A 16,310-nucleotide genomic window follows, 5' to 3' on the forward strand; every position below is an offset into this window, starting at 1 on the left:
GCAGCAGTCTGCCAGACGGTCAGGGCAGCAGCTCCATGGCGCGCAGTTCGGCGATGGTGGTGTCGGAGTCGGTGTGCAGGATGCCGCGGATCCCGAGCGCCTCGGCGGCGCGGATGTTGTGCTCGATGTCGTCGATGAACACGCACTCGGCGGCGTCCAGGCCGAGCAGGTCGAGGGCGTGCCGGAAGATCCGCTCGTCCGGTTTGCGCATGCCGACCTCGGCGGAGATCACGACCGCGTCGAACAGGTCCGCGAACAGGTCGCGCGGGTACTCGTTGCCCCAGGAGTTGGACAGCAGCGCGGTGCGGGCCCCGGCGGCGCGGGCCGCGCGGAGCGCGTCGTACATCGGCTCGACGGGGCTGAACGCGGCGAACATGCGGGAGATCAGGCCCGGCGCCTCGACGGGGCCGCCGTCCACGGTGAGCAGTTCGGCGGCGAGCCGGCGCTCGAACTCGGCCACCGGGAGCGAGCCGTCCTCCAGCCCGTGGATCGGGTTGGTCCCGGCGCCGTCGTAGGCCTGCTTCACCCAGGCGCGCATGACGTTCCTGTAGTGGTCGGCGTCGATGCGGTCGGCGGCGATCCAGAGGGCGACGGCGTCGTTGAGCGGGGAGGTGAGGACGCCGCCCCAGTCGGTGATGACGGCTTTCACGGGTCGTTCTGAGGGCACGCCCCGATGGTAGGCGATCCCGGACACTTCAACCGAATCCCGTTCTGCCAGAATGCGCGCATGGACTTCGAACTCAGCCCGAAGGCACGCGAGTACCAGGACCGCCTCCAGGAGTTCATGGACGAGTTCGTCTACCCGGCCGAGCCGGTGTACGCGGCGTGGCGGGCGGAGAACGACCCGCACGCGCTGCCGCCGGTCGTCGAGGAGCTGAAGGCCGAGGCGCGCGGGCGCGGCCTGTGGAACCTGTTCCTGCCGGACGTGTCCGGGCTGACGAACCTGGAGTACGCGACGCTCGCGGAGCTGACCGGCCGGTCGCCCGACCTCGCGCCGGAGGCGGTCAACTGCGCCGCGCCCGATACCGGGAACATGGAAGTCCTGCACATGTTCGGCACGGACGAGCAGAAGCGCCGGTGGCTGGAGCCGCTGCTGAACGGCGAGATCCGGTCCGCGTTCGCGATGACCGAGCCGGAGGTGGCGAGCTCGGACGCCACCAACATCCAGACCTCGATCGTCCGGGACGGCGACGAGTACGTGATCAACGGCCGCAAGTGGTTCATCACCGGCGCCGCCGACGAGCGCTGCAAGATCTTCATCGTGATGGGCAAGACCGACCCGGACGGGCCCGTCCACCGGCAGCAGTCGCAGGTGCTGGTGCCCCGCGACACTCCCGGGCTGACGATCGTCCGGCAGCTGCCCGTGTTCGGCTACCAGGACCAGCACGGCCACTCCGAGATCGTGTTCGAGGACGTCCGGGTGCCGGTGTCGAACCTGGTCGCGGGCGAGGGCGACGGCTTCATGATCGCGCAGGCGCGGCTCGGGCCGGGCCGCATCCACCACGCCATGCGGGCGCTCGGCATGGCGGAGCGGGCGCTGGAGCTGATGTGCCGCCGCGCCGTCGAGCGGGTCGCGTTCGGCGGTCCGCTCGCGAAGCAGGGGGTGGTGCGCGAGCAGATCGCCGAGTCGCGGATGGCCATCGAGCAGGCCCGGCTGCTCACCCTGAAGACGGCCTGGCTGATCGACCGGCACGGCTCCAAGGGCGCCCGGACCGAGATCGCCGCGATCAAGGTCGTGGTGCCCCGCATCGCCCACGAGGTGCTCGACCGGGCGATCCAGGTGCACGGCGGCGCCGGGGTCTCCGACGACACGCCGCTCGCGGCGATGTACGCGTGGGTCCGCGCCATGCGGATCTTCGACGGTCCGGACGAGGTGCACGTGCGCACCGTCGCCCGGCAGGAACTGCGCCGCTACGAGAGCTGATCCGCCATGGGTGCTCGACCGCGGCCGCGGCTCGCACGGCGCGGACCCCCCTGATCGGCCGGCGTCTCCCCCGCCGGTCCGTCCCTCCCGGTGCGCACGGCCCTGCGCCGTCGCCGCACCGGTCCCCTTTACATGTCCGGCCCGCTCAGGCGGACCTCAGCCGCTGGAGGGCCTCGCGGACGCCGCCGTCCGCCTCCTCCAGCACCGTCGTCGCCCGCGCCGCGGGGACCTCGCCGAGCAGCGAGACCAGCGCGACGCGGGTGTTGCCCCCGGCTTCGGCGAGCGCGTTCTCGCAGGTGCGGGCGTCCATCCCGGTGGCCTCGGTGAGGATGCGCACCAGCCGCGCCCGCAGCTTGGAGTTGAGCGCGTTCACGCTGATCATCAGGTTGGAGTAGGTACGGCCCATCCTGATCATCAGCGTGGTGGAGAAGGAGTTGAGCACGAGCTTGGTGGCCGTGCCCGCCTTCATCCGGGTGGACCCGCTGATCACCTCGGGCCCGGTGGCGAGCCCGATGTGCACCTCCACCTCGTCCCCGTAGGGGGTGTGCGGGTTGCAGCTGATCAGCGCGGTCCGCGCCCCGACCGCGGCGGCGGCGCGCAGCGCCCCCACCACGTACGGGGTGCGGCCGCTCGCCGCGATGCCGACCGCGACGTCACCGGGCCGGACGTCGCGGGCGTCCCGGCGGCCGAGTTCGGCGTCGTCCTCGACGTCGGAGACCGCCTGCGACAGCGCGCCCGGCCCGCCGGCGTGGTGCGCGACCACCCGGCCCCAGATGCCGAACGTCGGGGGCAGCTCGGCGGCGTCGATCACCGCGAGCCGGCCGGACGTGCCGGCGCCGAAGTAGTGCACGCGGCCCCCGGCGCGCAGCGACTCGACCGCGAGGTCCACCAGCCGGGCGATCTCGGGCAGGACGGAGGCGACGACCGTCGGCACGGTCGCGTCCTCGGAGTTGATCAGGCGCAGCACCTCCATGGTCGGCAGCGTGTCGACGTCGAGGGTGCGGGGGTTCCGGCCCTCGGTGGGGAGCTCGCAATCGATCACCGACGCCTCCGGTCGGGTCGCACGGTCCGCCCGCGGACCGCCTCGAACGTGGCTTCCAGGGCCTTGCGGGTCGGCCCGTAGGTGCGCTGCGCCACTCCGACGAAGACGCAGTCGACCACCGTGAGCTGCGCCAGCCGGCTGGCGGTGGCGCCGGAGCGGAAGGTCGTCTCCCGGGCGGCCGTCGTCAGGATGAGGTCGGCCACCTCCGCTATCGGGGACTTCGGGAAGTTGGTGAGCGCCACGGTGCGGGCGCCCCGGGTCTTCGCGACCTCCAGCGCGTCGATGGTCTCCACCGTCGCGCCGGTGTGCGAGATGCCGATCGCCACGTCGCCGTTGCCGAGGACGGCGGCGCTGGTCAGCATGATGTGCGCGTCCGCCCAGGCGGAGCAGACGCGGCCGATGCGGTGCAGCTTCTGCTGGAAGTCGGCCGCGACGAACGCACTGGCGCCGACGCCGTAGACGTCGACCCGGTCGGCGGCGACGACCGCGTCCACGACCTGTTCGAGCATCTTGATGTCGAGCTGGGAGGCGGTCTCCTCGACGGCGCGGGCGTCGGCGAAGGTGACCTTCTCCACGATCTGCTCTAGGGAGTCGTCGGGGCTGATGTCGCTGCCGATCACCCGTCCGCCGCTGGCGCTCTGCGCGCGCCCGGCCTCGGTGGCGAGGGTCAGCCGCAGCTCCGGGTAGCCGTGGAACCCGATCGCGCGGCAGAACCTGATGACGGTGGTCTCGGACGTTCCGCAGGCCTGGGCCAGTTCGGTGATGGTGGAGTTGGCGACCCCTTCGGGGTCGTCGATGACGCGTTGCGCCACTCTTCGCTCGGCGGGGGGCAGCGAGGGCAGCAGGGAGCGGACCCGCACGACCGTGCTCAGCGGCGTGGCGTCCCGGCCCGGCGCCGCCGTCTCCGGCGGTGCGCCGGGCTCCCCCGTGATCCCCCGCTCGGGGCCCTGTTCAGGGCCGATGGGTTTCCTCATGGAGGAAATTTTCTTACGCACAGGATGTCACGTCAACGGTAGAAAAGGCTACGGTCGCCATGTGTTGACCCATTTGGCCGGTCCTTACGTGGTCGGTATCGACGCGGGTGGCACGAAGACCCGCTGCGTCGTGCTGACGCTAGGGGGTGCCCTGGCCGGTTCCGGCACCGGCCCGGGGGCCAACCCCAACTCCGGAGGCGACACCGCGGGGGCGCTGACCACCGCCCTGCGGGAGGCGCTCGGGGACCTGGACCGAACCCACATCCTCACCGGCGTGTTCGGCATCGCCGGCGCCGGCTCGGCCGGCCGGCCCGCCGCCGTCGCGGCGGCCCGGCAGGCCTGGCAGGGCGTCGGGCTGCGCGGCTCGCCCGCGGTGGTGACCGATATCGCGGTGGCGTTCGCCGCCGGAACCAGCGAGCCCAAGGGCATCGTGGTGTTCTCCGGCACGGGCGCCGGCGCGGCGGTCATCAGCGACGGGACGATCGTGCAGCGCGCCGACGGCTACGGCTGGCTCGTCGGGGACGAGGGTTCGGCGGTCTGGCTCGGGAAGGAGGCCGTCCGCGCGGCGCTCGCCGCCTACGACGGCCGCGGCTCCCCGACGCTGCTCACCGATTCGGTCCCCCGGGCGCTGCTCGGCGCCACCGTCGTCGCGGAGATCGACGCGGAACGGCGAAGACCCCGCCTTCCCCGGGCGCTGGCCATGGCCGGCGCCCCTTCGTCGTCTTCACCGGCACCGCCCGCACCGGGCGGTCCGGTGCCGGCGCAGGCCGCGTCGCTCGGCTCCGGAGCGGTACCCCCCGGCGGGGGCGGCACGGGCACCGCCGTGCTGCTCCACGATTCGCCCCATCCCCCCGTCCCCTATCCCCCGCCCGGCGGCGCGCCACCGGGCCCCGGGCACACCGGAGCCGGGCCACCCGGTTCACTGGGGCCGCCGGGCAACCCGGCGGCCCCCGGTCCGTCCGGGCACCCCGAACTGCCCGGCACGCCGCCGAACCCCCGGCTCGCCCAGGCGATCATCAAGGAGGTCTACGGCCGCCCGCCCGCGGCCCTCGGCCGGCTCGGCCCGGTGGTCGCCGCCGCCGCGGCCGCCGGCGATCCCGTGGCCAGGCGCATCACCGAGGAGGCCGCGCAGTGGCTGCTGCGCGACGTCGACGCGGTGCGCCCGGCCCTGTCCGACCCAGGGGCACCCGTTGTGATGCACGGCTCGGTGCTCCGCGCAGGCCCCGTCGCCGAGGCGGTCCGCACCGGGTTGCGCGACCGCTTCGACGAGGCGCCGCGCTGCGCCGGCGACGGAGCCGTCGGCGCGGCCGGGATGGCGCTGCGCCGCCTCGGCCACCCCCTGCCCGGCTGAGCGGTCCGCCCACGGCGGAACCCGCTGAAGCCCGGCCCCCGGTCCGGCTGCTCCCCGACCCAGCCCGGCCGGTGCACGGATGGACGGCACCGCGGCCGTCCGGTTCATCGCGATGGACCCCCACACGATCCGCCCGACTCCGGTGAGTCAGGGGTCCATCGTGATCACGCTGTGGCCGGTGGGGCGGCAGTCGCCGCGAGCACCCGCTGTGAGGTTCCGGCATCCCGCTCGCCCGCCCGCCGCGGCATGCGCGGGCGCGCCCGGAGATCGAGTCGACAGCGCGCCGGGGAGCGGCTAGCGTCGCGGGCGTCCGATGCGAGCGAGGAACCGAGACCACGTCGGGGGGCCTGGTCAGGTGCGTGCTTCACGTCCCCTCGCGGTCGCGGCGGCGGCCCTGCTGATCGGCGGGATCGCGGGCTGCGGCGGCGGGAGCGGCAAGGGCGGGCGGACGCCGTCCGCCGGGTCCGGCACGCCGTCCGGCGCACCGAACGCCGCGTCGCCCGCCCCGGACGCGTGGATCCCCGGCCACGTCGCGAAGATGAGCGTGCAGGAGAAGGTCGGGCAGCTGTTCGTGCCGACCTTCGCCAGCCGCGCCGACGCCCTCGCCAAGATCCGCAAATACCACGTCGGCGGGCTCATCTACTTCCCGCGCAACTTCGGCTCCCCGGCGAAGACGGCCGCGCAGTCCAACGCGCTGCAGAAGGCGTCGGAGATCCCGCTGCTGCTCGGCGTGGACGAGGAGCAGGGCATCGTCTCGCGCACCCCGTTCATCACCCGCTTCCCCGGCAACATGGCGCTCGGCGCCACCCGGAACCCGGCGGACGCCCGCGCCGCCGCCCGCGTCACCGGCGCCGAGTTGCGCGCGGTCGGCATCAACCTCGACTACGCGCCCGACGCCGACGTCAACGTGAACCCGCGCAACCCGGTGATCGGCCTGCGCTCGTTCGGCTCCGAACCGGCGCTCGCGGCCCGGATGGTCACCGGCGCGGTCGGCGGCTACCAGGACGCCGGGGTCGCCGCCGCCGCCAAGCACTTCCCCGGGCACGGCGACACCGCCGTCGACAGCCACACCGGGCTGCCGGTCATCAAGCACTCGCCGAGCGAGTGGGAGCGGATCGACGCGCCCCCGTTCAAGGCGGCGGTCACGGCCGGCGTCGACATGATCATGACGGCGCACCTCGTCGTCCCGAGGCTCGACCGGTCGGGCGACCCGTCCACGCTGTCGAAGACGGTGCTGACCGGGCTGCTGCGCGGCAAGCTCGGCTACCAGGGCGTCATCACGACCGACTCGCTGGAGATGGCGGGCGTCCGGGAGAAGTACGGCGACGCCGCCGTCCCGGTGCGGGCGATCAGCGCGGGCGCCGACCAGCTGCTGATGCCGCCGAGCCTGCCGCGCGCCTACAACGCGGTGCTGAAGGCCGTCCGCGCCGGGAAGATCAGCGAGAAGCGGCTGGACGAGTCGGTCACCCGCATCCTGCGGCTCAAGCAGCGGCGCGGCCTGTTCGGCGGGACGGCCGCCGACCCGGCGAAGGCGGGCGCGGCGATCGGCACGGCCGCGAACAAGGCCGCGGCCCGGCGGGTCGCCGAGCATTCGATCACGCTCGTCCGCAACAAGGGCGGCCTGCTGCCGCTCAAGGGGAAGAAGGTCGCCGTGACCGGGCCGGGCGCCGACCGGCTCCAGGCGGCGCTGCGCCGCCGGGGCGTCGCGACCGCCGCCCCCGGCGCCGCCGACGTCACCGTCCTGACCACGCAGAACGCCGGATCGGCGACCGCGGCCCGGGTCCGCGCGCTCGGCCCGAAGCCCGTCGTCGTCGCCGCGCTCGGCCGCCCCTACGACCTCGACGCGGCAGGCGGCGCGCAGGCGTCGCTCGCCGCCTACTCCTCCAGCGCCGTGTCGGTGAACGCCCTGGCCGGGGTGCTGAGCGGCGCGGTGAAGCCGACCGGGAAGCTCCCGGTCCCCGCCGGCGGGCAGCGCGCCGGGTACGGCCTCGGCTACCCGTAACCGGGGGCGATGGACGCGGGGGCCGCTTCCTGGGAGGATCGGGCCGCCTTCTTCCCCCCGGGAGGTCGCCGTGCACGCCCGTCCGCTGCTCACCGCCGCGCTGCTCGTCCTCCCGCTGCTGGGCCTCGGCGCCTGCGGCGGGCAGGACGAGGTCACGATGCCGCCGCTCACCCCGGAGCCCGGCGACTCGCAGTTCTTCGACGCGCCCGCGTCCACGGCGGCGACGGCGTCCGCGAAGCAGACCTTCCCGGCGCGGCTCGTCCTCTACAAGTACCTGCGCGGCCTCGCGGCGGGCAACGCCAAGGTGTGCGCCTACCTGACGCCCGCCTACCAGCGGGAGGCGTTCGGCGGGCCCGCCGCGTGCCGCTCCGGCCTCGCGGCGGCCCGCGCGAAGCTGCGCCCGCAGGACATCGCGGCGCTGCGCGGCGTGACCGTCCCCACCTGCGAGCCGGGGCCGGGCGACGGCGAGTACACGGTCCGCTTCGAGGACCTGGCCTGGAAGGGTGAGCCCGCCCGCGCGGGCGGGCCGCTGGCGGCGAGCTTCACCCTCCGCAAGACCGGCGCCTACTGGCAGATCACCGTCTGACCTGGCAGATCACCGTCTGACCTGGCCGATCACCGTCTGACCTGGCAGATCACCGTCTGACCCGGCAGATCACCGTCTGACCGTCACAGCCCCAGTTCGGCGAGACCGGGCAGGTGGACGCGCGCGGCGCCACGGGCCTCCTCGGCCGTGCGGGCCCCGCGCGCCGCCGCGGCGGCCTCCCGGCACTGCTCCAGGGTGTGCTTGGCGAGCGCGGCCCGCACCAGCGGCAGCGACGGGGCGCTCATCGACAGCGACGTCACCCCGAGCCCGACCAGCACGCACGCGAGCGCCGGGTCGCCGGCCGCCTCCCCGCAGACCCCGCACGGGACGCCCGCGCCGGCCGCCGGGGCGACCAGGTCGAGGACGGCGGGCTGCCACGGGTCCTGGAGGTGGGCGAGGCCGCCGACCTGCCGGTCCGCCGCGCACGCGTACTGCGTCAGGTCGTTGGTGCCGATGCTGAAGAACTCCACCTCGGCGGCGATGTCGCGGGCGCGCAGCGCGGCCGCCGGCACCTCGATCATGACGCCGGGATGGGCGATGCCGGCCTCCCGGCACCGCTCCGCGAACCAGGAGGCGTCCGCCGCGTCCGTCACCATCGGGGCCATGACCTGGAGCTTGGCGCTCAGCCCGGCGGCGGCGCGGGCCAGCGCGGCCAGCTGCGCGGCCAGCACGTCCGGGTGCCGCACCGACATCCGCACGCCCCGCTCGCCGAGCGCCGGGTTCGGCTCCTCGCCGGGCGCGGGCAGGAACGCCAGCGGCTTGTCGGCGCCGGCGTCGAGCGTCCGGACGACCACGCGGCCCCCCGGGAACGCCTCCAGCACCTTGCGGTACGCCTCCTCCTGCTCCGCGTCCGACGGCGGGGTCGCGCGGTCCAGGAACAGGAACTCGGTGCGGTACAGGCCGACGCCCTCGGCGCCGTTCGCCAGCGCCGACTCCAGGTCCTTCGGCCCGCCGATGTTGGCGAGCAGCGGGACCCCGTGGCCGTCGGCGGTCGCGCCCGGCCCGGTGAACTCCGCGAGCGCCGCCCCCCGGGCGGCGGCCGCGGCGCGCGCCGACCGCACCTCCTCCTCGGACGGGTCGAGCCGCACCGTCCCGGCGGCGCCGTCGACGAGCACGCGGGTGCCGTCGGCGAGCGAGGCCGCGCCCGGCAGCGCCACGACCGCGGGCACGCCCATCGTCCGGGCGATGATCGCGGTGTGGCTGGTCGGCCCGCCCTCCTCGGTGACGAACGCGACGACCTGCGCCGGGTCGAGGACGGCCGTGTCGGCCGGGGCCAGGTCCCGGGCGACGAGCACGAACGGCTCGGCGGACTCCGGGACGCCCGGCACCGGCAGGCCGAGCAGCCGGGCGACCGCGCGGTCGCGGATGTCGTCCAGGTCGGCGACGCGCGCCGCGAGATACTCGCCCGCCCCGGCGAGCATCTCCCGGTAGACGCCGAACGCCTCGAACACCGCGCGCGCCGCCGCGACGCCCTCGCCGACCTTGGCGCCGACGCCGTCGGCGAGGCCCGGGTCGCGGGCCATCAGCGCCTGCGCGTTCAGCACGTCCCGGCCGTCGGTGTTGCCGGCCGCGGCGGCGCGCTCACCGCGCGCCTCCAGGTCGGCCGCGACGGCCTCCAGCGCGGCCAGCGCCGCGGCCCGCTCCGCCGCCGCGTCCCCGCCGTGCCGGTCACCGGCCGGCGGCTCCGGGACGTCCCCGGCGACGCGCAGCACCGGACCGGCGCCGACCCCCGGGCTGACTCCCGCGCCCTGCAGTACGCCGGCCACCCCTAGGCCTCCTCGGGCTCCGGCGTGGACAGCAGTTTCTCCAGGCCGTCCAGCAGTTCGTCGGCGCCCTCGCCGTCCGCGGACAGGACGACCTCCTCGCCGTGCCGGGCGTCCAGCCCCAGCACCGCGAGGATGCTCTTGGCGTTCACCGGGTCGCCGCCGCGCTTGGCCACGGTCACGTCCATCGGGGCCTTGGCCGCGGTCTGGACGAACAGCGCGGCCGGCCGCGCGTGCAGCCCCACCCTGGACTCGATCTTGACGTTGCGCTCGGTCACGGCACACTCCTACCTAGTTCAGTGCCAGGCCCCGCACCCGCAGCGCGGGGCCCGGCACGACGTCCACTTCCTGAAAATCGGCCACCACGTGGTCGGCCTCGGCGAGCGCGCCCGCCGGCTGCGTGGTGATGACGCCCACGCAGGTCATGCCCGCGGCCTTCACGGCCGCCACGCCCGCGGGGGCGTCCTCGAACCCGACCGCCTCCTGCGGCGGGACGTCCAGGTCGCGCGCGGCGGCCAGGTAGCCCTCCGGGTGCGGCTTGCCGGTGACGACGTCCCCGGCGGTCAGCACCAGGTCCAGCAGGTCGCGGATGCCGAGTTCGGCCAGCAGCCGCTCGGCGTACGGGCGCTGCCCGGAGGTCACCACCGCCAGCGGCACCCCCGCGTCCGCCAGCGACCGCACGAGGTCGACGGCGCCGGGGACGGGCGCGACCGCCGGCATCCCCGGCAGCGACTCGTAGGACACCGCCTGCTCGAACAGCTCCTCGACCGCCCGGCCGGGGAACAGGTGCGCGAGGTCGCGCAGCACCTCCAGCCCCCGCCGCCCCGCGAACGAGGCGATCAGCGCGTCGTCCCACGGGACGCCGTGCGCGTCGAACAGCCGCGACCACATCACGCGGTTGCGCGGCTCGGTGTCGATGAGGGTGCCGTCGAGGTCGAACACCGCCGCGCCGAGCCCGATCACCGCCATCCGGTCAGCTCCATGTGCTCAGCTCCATGTGAAGAGCTCGGCCCCTTTCGTCACCTCGCCCGACTCGGCGACGTCCGACAGGGCGTCGGCGTTCGCGTCCAGCGCCACCACCGCGCAGATCGGCGAGCGGCCGCCCGCCTCGATCACCGCGGGGTTCCAGCCGACGACCGGCTGCCCGGCGGTCACCTCGTCGCCCTCGGCGGCGAGCAGCTCGAAGCCCTCGCCCTTCAGCTTGACGGTGTCGATGCCGAGGTGGACGAGGACGCCGTGGCCCTCGGCGTCCACCACGACGTAGGCGTGCGGATGCAGCTTGACGATCTTGCCCGTGACGGGCGCGATGGCCCGGCTCGGCGCGCGCTCGGGGTCGACGGCCGTGCCCGGGCCCACCATGGCCTGGGCGAAGACCGGGTCCGGGACGCCGGCGAGGCCGACGACCCGGCCGGTGACCGGGGACAGTACTCGGGTCATGGGAGGGCCTTCCCTTGCTCCTGTGGCTGGGGTCAGTCGAGGATGTCCTCGATGTCGCTGGCGATGGTGTCGGCGTCCGGGCCCACGACGACCTGCACGACGCCGCCGCTGCGCATCACGCCGTACGCGCCCGCCTTCTTCAGGCCGGCCTCGTCGACCTTGTCGCCGTCCTCGACCTCGGTGCGCAGCCGGGTCGCGCAGGGCTCGATCTCGATGATGTTGTCCGCGCCGCCCAGCGCCGCGATGATGGCCTCGGCCTTGTCCATGTCCTTCTCTTCTCTCGCTCGGGGGTCAGTCGGTCTGGGTGACCTTGTTGAGCCCGCGGGGGACGTCGGGGTCGACGCCGAGCCCGCGGGCGAGGTTCTCGACCATGATCTGGCCGGGCACGATGAGGCCGAGCGGCGCCACCCACTCGGGCAGCGCGGGACCCGGCAGCGCGGCCGAGCACGCGGCGGCCAGCTCCGCGCCGCCGCCGACGCCGAACGCGCGGGCGCCGGCGCCCTCGACGCGGCGGGCCAGCGCGACGGTGCCGGGCAGCGTCGGCCCGGAGTCGGCGGCGACCAGCAGCGCGGGGGTCTGCGCGTCCACGACGGCGATCGGGCCGTGCAGCAGGTCGGCGTAGGACAGGCCCATGGCGTGCAGGTAGCACGCCTCCTTGATCTTCAGCGCCAGCTCCAGCGCGGTGCCGAACGCGATGCCGCGCCCGGACACCACCGCGCCCGGGACCTGCGCCAGCTCCGCGACGATCTCCGGCAGCGCCGGCGACGCCTCGGTCAGCTCGATCATCCGGGCGACCTCGTCGGGGACGCGGCGCAGGTCGCCGGCGGCGACGTCCGCGCCGAGCCCGAGCCCGAACACCGCCAGCGCGGCGAGCTGCGTGGTGTAGGTCTTGGTGGCCGGGACGGCGATCTCGTCGCCCGCGTCCGTGACCAGCGCGACCTCGGCGGCCTCGGCCAGCGGCGAGCCAGCGCCGTTGGTGACCGCGACCGTCCGGGCGCCGCAGTCCTTCGCCCAGTCGAGGGTCTCGACGATCTCCTCGGTCTTGCCGGACTGGCTGATCGCGACGGCGAGCACGCCGTCCAGGTCCACCTTGCGCTTGTAGGCGGTGGCGATGGACGGCGCCGCGAGGGTGGCCAGCCGGCCCGCCTGCGACTCCACCAGGTACCGCCCGTACACCGCGGCGTTGTCGGACGAGCCGCGCGCGATGAACAGCACCTGCCGGGTCTCCCGCGCGAGCGCCGCGAGGTCCGCGGTGCGCGGGAGGAGCGCGTCGATCGTCCGGCGCAGCGCGTCCGGCTGCTCGCCGATCTCGGCGCGCATCTGACTGGTCATGATCCCCCTCCGAAGAGTTTCTGCCCGCCCACCCACGTGGTACGCGCCCGGTGGTCCGGCCCCAGCCACACGAGGTCGGCGGTTGCACCGGGCGCGATCCGGCCCAGGTCGGGACGGCCGATGAGGTCGGCCGGAATCCGTGTCGCGGCGTCCACCGCCGCGGCCGTGCCGATGCCGAGGCCGATCGCGTTGCCGACGGCCTCGTCCAGCCGCAGGCCGGACCCGGCGATGGTGCCGTCGGCGCGCAGCGGCGGGCCCTGCTCGGGCATCGTGATGGGCTCGCCGCCCAGCTCGTAGGTGCCGGGCGGCATCCCGGCGGCGGACGCGGCGTCGGTGACGAGCACGACCCGGCCCGGCGCGGCGTGGAACACCAGCTGCGCGACCTTCCCCGACACGTGGTGCAGGTCGAGGATGAGGCCGGGGCTGAGCCGGTCGTCGATCAGCGCCTGCACGGCGACGCCCGGGTCGCGGTGGTGGACGCCGGTCTGCGCGTTGAAGATGTGGGTCACCATGCGGGCGCCGGCGTCGGCCGCGGCGGCGGTCTGGTCGGCGGTCGCGGCACTGTGCCCGACGCTGACCAGGACCCCGGCGGCGGTCAGCGCGCGGATCGCCGCCAGCGCGCCGTCGCGCTCGGGCGCGAGCGTGACCAGCTTGACCAGGCCCGTCTCCAGCAGCGGCTTGAGCGCCTCGGGCGTCGGGTCGGTGAGGTGGGCGGCGTTGTGCGCGCCCTTGCGCTTCTCCGACAGGAACGGGCCTTCGAGGTGGACGCCGAGGACGCGCGTCCCGTCCGGGAGGTCCGGCAGGAGGTCGCGGGTGCGGCGGAGCGCGGCGGCCTGCGTCTCGACCGGGGCGGTGATGAAGGTGGGGAGGAACGCGGTGACGCCCGTCTCGGGGAGCCGGGAGACGACGGTGCGCCAGCCGGCTTCGTCCGCGTCGACCATGTCGTGGCCGTAGTAGCCGTTGACCTGGAGGTCGACCAGACCGGGCGCGAGCAGGCCGTCGGGCAGGTCGACGTCGGGAGCGCCCGGGGGGCGGCCTTCGCCGGCCTCGGCGATGACCCCGTCCGCCACTCGGACGTATCCCGGGGAGACCACGCGGGTAGGACCCTCGGCGGGGGTCATGATCATGCGGGAGGCCGTGATCAGTAGTGATGCCATGGTGCGCGCTCTCTGTGACGCGACCGGTCGCGGGGGCCGGTTCCTCCGGGTTCAACTGGTCTAGTCCGGACTAGACCAGTACGCACCATACTCCACGAATCGGATGGAGATGAAGATGCGGGGCGAAACTCGTCCGGCGGGCAGTACCGCTCCGCGCGAGGGCCGGACGGCGGGCGGCGTGGCGGTCGGCGTGGCGGCCAGGGGGGCGGGCGGCGCGGCGGCGGCCCGAAGAGGTCAGGACGGTCCGGGCGAAGCGGACGCCGCGTCCGCGAGGGCGCCCTGACCTGCGGATTCTTTGATCTTGGCGCCGTCGCGGCGTGACCAGGTCGTTATAAATTCGTGCATTGACATGCCTTTCGGTCATGTGGTCTAGTCCGGCCTAGACCAGTACGAACCAAATCGCATACCGTCTAAATCACCGCCAGTCCACTCTTCCGTCGAAACCCGGCGAACCCCGTCGATCCGGCCCCCGGCCATCGAGGACCCCCGTGACCACCATCGATCCGCACAGTCCCGTACCGAAGTACTTCCAGCTCCGGGCGATCCTGCTCGACCTCATCGAGAGCGCGGAGCTGCCCGTCGACGCCCCGATCCCCTCGGAGCGCGAGCTGTGCGGCCGGTACGAGCTCTCCCGCATGACCGTCCGGCAGGGCGTCGACCAGCTCGTCTCCGAGGGGCGCCTCTACCGCGTCCCCGGCAAGGGCACCTTCGTCGCCCGGCCCAAGATCGAGATGCCGCTGCGGCTCGTCTCCTTCACCGAGGACATGCTGGCCCGCGGGCTGCGGCCGGGCGCGATCGACCTCGACCGGCGGACCGCCCCGGCCGACGCCCGGCTCGCCCGCATCTTCGACGTCGAACCCGGCACCCAGATCCACGTCATCGAGCGCCTGCGCACCGCCGACGGGGAGCCCATGGCCCTCGAACGCGCGCACATCCTGGCCTCGCTCGCCCCCGACCTGCTCGACCGCCGGCTCGCCGACCGCTCCCTGTACGGCGTCCTCGAAGCGGTGTACGGGCTGGTCTTCGACGCGGGCGACCAGACCATCGACGCCAGCCTGGCCGACGCGACCGACGCCAGGCACCTGCAGATCGCCCGGGGCAGCGCCGTGCTGCTCCTGCAACGCCGCTCGTACACCGGAGGGGTGTGCGCCGAGCTGGGCGTGTCGACCTACCGGGCGGACCGCTACCAGATCCACACGGCCCTCGGAAACCCCCCGCCGCACTCCGAACACCCCTGAGGAGGAACCTCGCGATGACTGCGACAACAGTGGACTCCGCGCCGCGGCGCGGGTCCAGCACCCTCGCGGTGCTGCAGCGGATCGGCCGCAGCCTCATGCTGCCGATCGCCGTGCTGCCCGCCGCCGCGCTGCTGCTGCGCTTCGGCCAGGCCGACATGCTCGGCGCCGACGGACTCGGCTGGGACCGGGTCGCCGAGATCGTCGGCGAGGCCGGCAACGCGCTGTTCGCCGCGCTCCCCCTGCTCTTCGCCGTCGGCGTGGCGATCGGCTTCGCCAAGAAGTCCGACGGCTCCACCGCGCTCGCCGCCGTGGTCGGCTACCTGGTCTTCGACCGGGTTTCCAAGATCATGTTCTCGCACACCGACGAGCTCAAGGGCAACGTCCTCATCACCAAGGTGACGGACGGGGCGCAGGCGCAGGTCATCGACTGGGGCGCCAAGAACCCGACGGACGTGCTCGGCGGCATCCTGATGGGCGTCATCGCGGCCCTGCTCTACCAGCGCTACCACCGGATCAAGCTGCCGACCTGGCTGGCGTTCTTCGGCGGCCGCCGGTTCGTGCCGATCGTCACCGCGGTGGCCGGCCTCGCGCTCGGCATCCTGATCGGCTTCATCTGGCCGCTGTTCGGCAGCTGGCTCACCGACGCCGGTGAGTGGATCACCGGGGCGGGCGCGGCCGGCGCCGGCATCTACGGCGTCATCAACCGGCTGCTGCTGCCCTTCGGCCTGCACCACATCCCGAACTCGCTCATCTGGTTCGTGTTCGGCGACTACAACACCCCCGGCGGCGTCGTCCACGGTGAGATCAACCGCTACCTGGCCGGCGACCCCGACGCGGGCGGCTTCCTCGCCGGGTTCTTCCCCGTGCTGATGTTCGGCCTGCCCGGCGCGGCCCTCGCGATGTGGCACGCCGCGCCCAAGCACCGGCGGCCCGCGGTCGGCGGCATCATGATCTCCGCCGCGCTGACCGCGTTCGTCACCGGCGTCACCGAGCCGATCGAGTTCGCGTTCATGTTCGTCGCGCCCGTCCTGTACGGCGTGCACGTCGTCCTCACCGGCATCTCGATGGCCGTGCTGGAGGCGGCCGGCGCCAAGCTCGGCTTCGGCTTCTCCGCGGGCGGCATCGACCTGCTGCTGAACGCCCGCAAGGACAACACCTCGGGGCTCCTGCTGATCCTCGGCATGGGCGTCCTGTACTTCTTCCTCTACTACTTCATCTTCAGATTCCTGATCACGAAGTTCAACTTCGCGACCCCGGGCCGCGAGCCCGAGGGCGAGGAGTCGACCGCCGCCGACCCGGCCGCCAGCCCGGAGCTCGCCGGCGGCGAGAAGAGCGAGAAGGGCGCGAAGAAGAAGCGCGACCGCAAGGGCACCGCCGAACCGCAGGACTCCCCTGCCGGCGGCTGACCCTCCCCCCGGGGCGCCGCGAGCCCCTCGCCCCGTTCGCGGCGCCCCCACCCGGGGGCCGGCCAGCCCACCGGCCCCGCTCCCCAGAGGTTCCGGAC

Annotated in this window: 15 protein-coding genes and 1 pseudogene; 6 read left to right on the forward strand and 10 right to left on the reverse strand. The window is 74.2% G+C overall.

Annotated features, from left to right (window positions below):
* Positions 1-19: 19 nt before the first annotated feature.
* Positions 20-667, reverse strand: a complete 648-nt coding sequence (locus HUT06_RS37170) for an HAD family phosphatase (RefSeq protein ID WP_176199998.1) — start codon at positions 665-667, stop codon at positions 20-22.
* Positions 668-727: 60 nt separating this feature from the next.
* On the opposite strand from HUT06_RS37170, the gene HUT06_RS37175 reads away from it, so the two are divergent.
* A complete protein-coding gene (locus tag HUT06_RS37175) occupies positions 728-1,924 on the forward strand; it encodes an acyl-CoA dehydrogenase family protein (RefSeq protein ID WP_176199999.1) in 1,197 nt (398 codons plus the stop codon).
* A 145-nt stretch (positions 1,925-2,069) separates the two neighbouring features.
* Here the strand turns inward: HUT06_RS37175 and murQ are convergent, their stop codons facing one another.
* Together murQ and HUT06_RS37185 are read right to left on the reverse strand one after the other, a co-directional pair.
* A complete protein-coding gene (gene murQ, locus HUT06_RS37180; RefSeq protein WP_176200000.1) occupies positions 2,070-2,966 on the reverse strand; it encodes an N-acetylmuramic acid 6-phosphate etherase in 897 nt (298 codons plus the stop codon).
* Positions 2,963-3,940, reverse strand: a complete 978-nt coding sequence (locus HUT06_RS37185; RefSeq protein ID WP_240808349.1) for a MurR/RpiR family transcriptional regulator — start codon at positions 3,938-3,940, stop codon at positions 2,963-2,965. The genes murQ and HUT06_RS37185 overlap by 4 nt, the downstream gene beginning before the upstream one ends.
* 61 nt (positions 3,941-4,001) lie before the next feature.
* Between HUT06_RS37185 and HUT06_RS37190 the strand changes: the two genes are divergently transcribed.
* The 3 genes from HUT06_RS37190 (at position 4,002) to HUT06_RS37200 (ending at position 7,879) form a co-directional block, all read left to right on the forward strand.
* A complete protein-coding gene (locus HUT06_RS37190; RefSeq protein WP_254715588.1) occupies positions 4,002-5,291 on the forward strand; it encodes an N-acetylglucosamine kinase in 1,290 nt (429 codons plus the stop codon).
* Positions 5,292-5,646: 355 nt separating this feature from the next.
* Entirely contained in the window at positions 5,647-7,293 is a 1,647-nt protein-coding gene (locus tag HUT06_RS37195) for a glycoside hydrolase family 3 protein (protein WP_176200001.1), read from the forward strand.
* A 70-nt stretch (positions 7,294-7,363) separates the two neighbouring features.
* The gene (locus HUT06_RS37200; RefSeq protein WP_176200002.1) at positions 7,364-7,879 is read left to right on the forward strand and encodes a hypothetical protein; all 516 of its coding nucleotides are present in this window, start codon (positions 7,364-7,366) and stop codon (positions 7,877-7,879) included.
* Between the two features lie 83 nt (positions 7,880-7,962).
* Here the strand turns inward: HUT06_RS37200 and ptsP are convergent, their stop codons facing one another.
* The 7 genes and pseudogenes from ptsP to nagA all read right to left on the reverse strand — a co-directional run bounded on the left by ptsP (position 7,963) and on the right by nagA (position 13,568).
* A complete protein-coding gene (gene ptsP, locus HUT06_RS37205) occupies positions 7,963-9,645 on the reverse strand; it encodes a phosphoenolpyruvate--protein phosphotransferase (RefSeq protein WP_176200003.1) in 1,683 nt (560 codons plus the stop codon).
* Between the two features lie 2 nt (positions 9,646-9,647).
* Positions 9,648-9,920, reverse strand: coding sequence for an HPr family phosphocarrier protein (locus tag HUT06_RS37210; RefSeq protein WP_176200004.1), 273 nt, complete (start codon positions 9,918-9,920; stop codon positions 9,648-9,650).
* A 13-nt stretch (positions 9,921-9,933) separates the two neighbouring features.
* The gene (locus tag HUT06_RS37215; RefSeq protein ID WP_176200005.1) at positions 9,934-10,611 is read right to left on the reverse strand and encodes an HAD family phosphatase; all 678 of its coding nucleotides are present in this window, start codon (positions 10,609-10,611) and stop codon (positions 9,934-9,936) included.
* Between the two features lie 18 nt (positions 10,612-10,629).
* Entirely contained in the window at positions 10,630-11,079 is a 450-nt protein-coding gene (locus tag HUT06_RS37220) for a PTS glucose transporter subunit IIA (RefSeq protein ID WP_176200006.1), read from the reverse strand.
* 32 nt (positions 11,080-11,111) lie between these two features.
* Positions 11,112-11,348: pseudogene (locus HUT06_RS37225) on the reverse strand (glucose PTS transporter subunit EIIB); the annotation flags it as partial.
* A 22-nt stretch (positions 11,349-11,370) separates the two neighbouring features.
* On the reverse strand, positions 11,371-12,411 hold the full coding sequence (locus tag HUT06_RS37230; RefSeq protein ID WP_254715589.1) for an SIS domain-containing protein: 1,041 nt from the start codon (positions 12,409-12,411) through the stop codon (positions 11,371-11,373).
* Complete coding sequence (gene nagA, locus HUT06_RS37235; protein ID WP_176200007.1) at positions 12,408-13,568, reverse strand: N-acetylglucosamine-6-phosphate deacetylase; 1,161 nt, start codon at positions 13,566-13,568, stop codon at positions 12,408-12,410. The genes HUT06_RS37230 and nagA overlap by 4 nt, the downstream gene beginning before the upstream one ends.
* A 488-nt stretch (positions 13,569-14,056) precedes the next feature.
* Here nagA and HUT06_RS37240 point away from each other — a divergent pair, with 488 nt between their 5' ends.
* Together HUT06_RS37240 and HUT06_RS37245 are read left to right on the forward strand one after the other, a co-directional pair.
* Positions 14,057-14,806 (forward strand): GntR family transcriptional regulator, encoded by a 750-nt coding sequence (locus HUT06_RS37240; protein ID WP_176200008.1) that lies wholly within the window; start codon positions 14,057-14,059, stop codon positions 14,804-14,806.
* A 14-nt stretch (positions 14,807-14,820) separates the two neighbouring features.
* The gene (locus HUT06_RS37245; RefSeq protein ID WP_176200009.1) at positions 14,821-16,212 is read left to right on the forward strand and encodes a PTS transporter subunit EIIC; all 1,392 of its coding nucleotides are present in this window, start codon (positions 14,821-14,823) and stop codon (positions 16,210-16,212) included.
* The last annotated feature ends 98 nt before the right edge of the window (positions 16,213-16,310 follow it).

Source organism: Actinomadura sp. NAK00032 (genome assembly GCF_013364275.1).
In the GTDB taxonomy this organism is placed as follows: domain Bacteria; phylum Actinomycetota; class Actinomycetes; order Streptosporangiales; family Streptosporangiaceae; genus Spirillospora.